This is a genomic window from Arachnia propionica, assembly GCF_003932785.1.
GTDB lineage: Bacteria > Actinomycetota > Actinomycetes > Propionibacteriales > Propionibacteriaceae > Arachnia > Arachnia propionica_B.
In genome coordinates, this window is sequence record NZ_RQYT01000085.1 from 1 (window position 1) to 2596 (window position 2596).

General features: G+C 65.5%; 1 pseudogene. It reads left to right on the plus strand.

The window, feature by feature from the left end:
• A pseudogene (locus tag EII35_RS16085) lies at positions 1-2596 on the plus strand (hypothetical protein); the annotation flags it as partial.

The window sequence follows — 2596 nt, forward strand, 5'->3', positions numbered from 1 at the left end:
GTCCCCGCCGGCGGCACCACCACCATCGACTACACCCTCACCCCCGAGCCCAGCACCAGACACTGGACCCAGGGCTGGGCCACCCTCAACTCGGCAGACGACACCCAACCCGACCTGGTCGTGCCCTACCTCGGCTTCGTCGGCGACTGGAACGCCGAACCCATCATTGATTATCCGCGGGGTTCCGGGAAGACGCCTGTTCTCGACGGGATCCTCGGACCCGAACAGCCGAACGTGACCAGCCTCGTCGCCCCCTTGGGCGCGTTCTCCGTACCGACGAGCTGGATGTCCCCCAACAAGGATCATTTCTACGACCACCTCATCCCGGCTTTCGCGTTGCTCCGCTCCGCGGGGGACGTCGAGTTCGAGGTCCTCAAGGACGGCGAAGTGGTTCGCAGCCTGGGCAAAGTGCGTGAGCAACTGCGTCCCACGCTCGACACACTGCCGACCTCGTTCTTCTCCGCCGCCAGAGAGGCGCCAGAACACGGTTGGGATGGCACCCTGTACAACCCGACGACGGGTCAGTTCGAGCAGCTGCCGGACACGTCGTTGGGGACCTACACGTTCCGGATCAAGGCCCGTCTGTCCGAGGACTTCGACTGGCAGATCACCGATCTTCCCGTCGGCATCGACACCGTCCTCCCCCGGGGCACCTACACGGTCGAGACTGGCGCCGACGGGTCCCGCACCTACACCGTGACCGCCACCGATGACCGCTCCGGGCTGAGCGACGAGTTCCCGGTCCTCGCCCACGACGGCCTCCTCGGCGCGCCGTTCGAGGCCACCCCCAGCGGCACCGGCACCTACACGCTCACCGTCCCTGCGGAAATGGCCGGGAGTGACTCCTATGTGGACATCGCCATCAGGGACCGGGCCGGCAACATCTCTCAACTGCGGGACTTCTACCACGTCCGTCCGCTCCGGGTGATGCAGAGCCCCGAGCTGGATCGTTGGGTGGGCACGGAGACCGACCCGGAAAGCGCTCCTGCGATCATCGACGGGAAGGCCGCCCTCACCCTGCTCCTGGCCCCCGAGGTGACCAAGGCGACCTTCAACGGCACCCCCGTCGACATCAAGGACGGCAAGGCCCAGATCCAGGCCCCAGTGAACGGCGGACGCAACGACTACGAGTTCATCGCCTACTCCGCCAACGGCCAGGAACTCGGACGAACCACCCACTGGCTCGGACTCGACACCACCCCACCAACCCTGGAACTCACCTCCATCCCCCTCGACGCCCAAGGCCGACTCATCCTCGCCCCCGACGGCACCGTGACCATCTCCGGACGCGTCACCGACGACCTCGCCGCTCCGGGCGACATCGCCGTACACAATGGAAAGGACGAGGTCACGGTGGATGCGGAGGGGCGCTTCACCCACACCTTCACGCCCAGGAATGGGCTGCTGGTGCTGGATGTGATGGACCACGCCGCGCAGCTCAAGGAGAAGGACCAGATCACCAACACTCTGGTGCAGGCCTGGTTCACCACGGGGTCCAACCCTGCTGGCATCCCGCTCATCCACTTCGATGACCCAGCGCTGGAGGAACCCGGACTCAGCAGCCACTTGTTCGCCGTCACTCCCGCCTTCCAGAACCTGGAGATCATCAACCAGGACGCGGGCCCCGGCGAGGTGGCGGCGCGGCTGACCCTCAAGGGCAAGCTCACCGAGAAACCCAACTCCTTCCAGATCGCGGGCAAGGAGGTCCCCCTCGACGACGACCTCAGGTTCTCGGTCCCCATCGACCTGGTCAACGGCCTCACTTCCGTCGGCTATGTGATGGTCGCTGCTGACGGATCACGACATGAAAGGAACTGGCGGTTCTTCTACGATCGGTCGCTCCCGGGCCTCGATCTGAAGATGGATCCGAAACCCCACGCCGACGGCGCCATCTATGTGACGAAGGCCCCCGCCGACGTCACCCTCTCCGGAGAGGTCTGGGACAACGAGTTCGGCTACAAGCTGTTGGTCAACGGCAACGTGATCGAGGAGTTCACGAACCTGTGGGACTCCGGGGCGAACAACCGGCTGCCCTTCAAGACGACCGTTCCGGGTCTCAAGGAGAACCAGATCCTGGATGTGTCGCTCGTGGATCGGGCGACGAACGGGTTCGAACAGCGGATCCCGATCGTGGTTGACGATCACTCCCCGGACCTTGCCCTCGAGGGACCCAAGGGAGCAACCGGACCTGACGCCGAGTTCACGGTCAAGGTGTCGGATGAGAATCTCGAGAACCTCGTGGTGCTGATCGATGACCAGCAGGTCGCGGCGGAGGTCGTGGCGCCGGTTCCACATCCCAAGGCCAGCCACACCGAACTCCGGCAGGGTGAGCCCGTGGCACAGACCGCCTCGGCCGGGGAGAAGGCGGAGACCTCGAAGGAGATCACCGTCCGTCTCAAGGATGTCCCCGACCTCGCCAAGGGACGGCACACCCTGATCGCCGTCGCCACCGACAAGGCCGGTAACACCGCCACGGCGGCATCGGCGTTCGTCCTCGATGAGGGGCCGACGATCACCGGACCCGATGCCCTCACCATCGAGCCCGGCAAGGACCCCCGGCAGGTCATCCGCGAGAACTACCAGGCCACCGACCCCG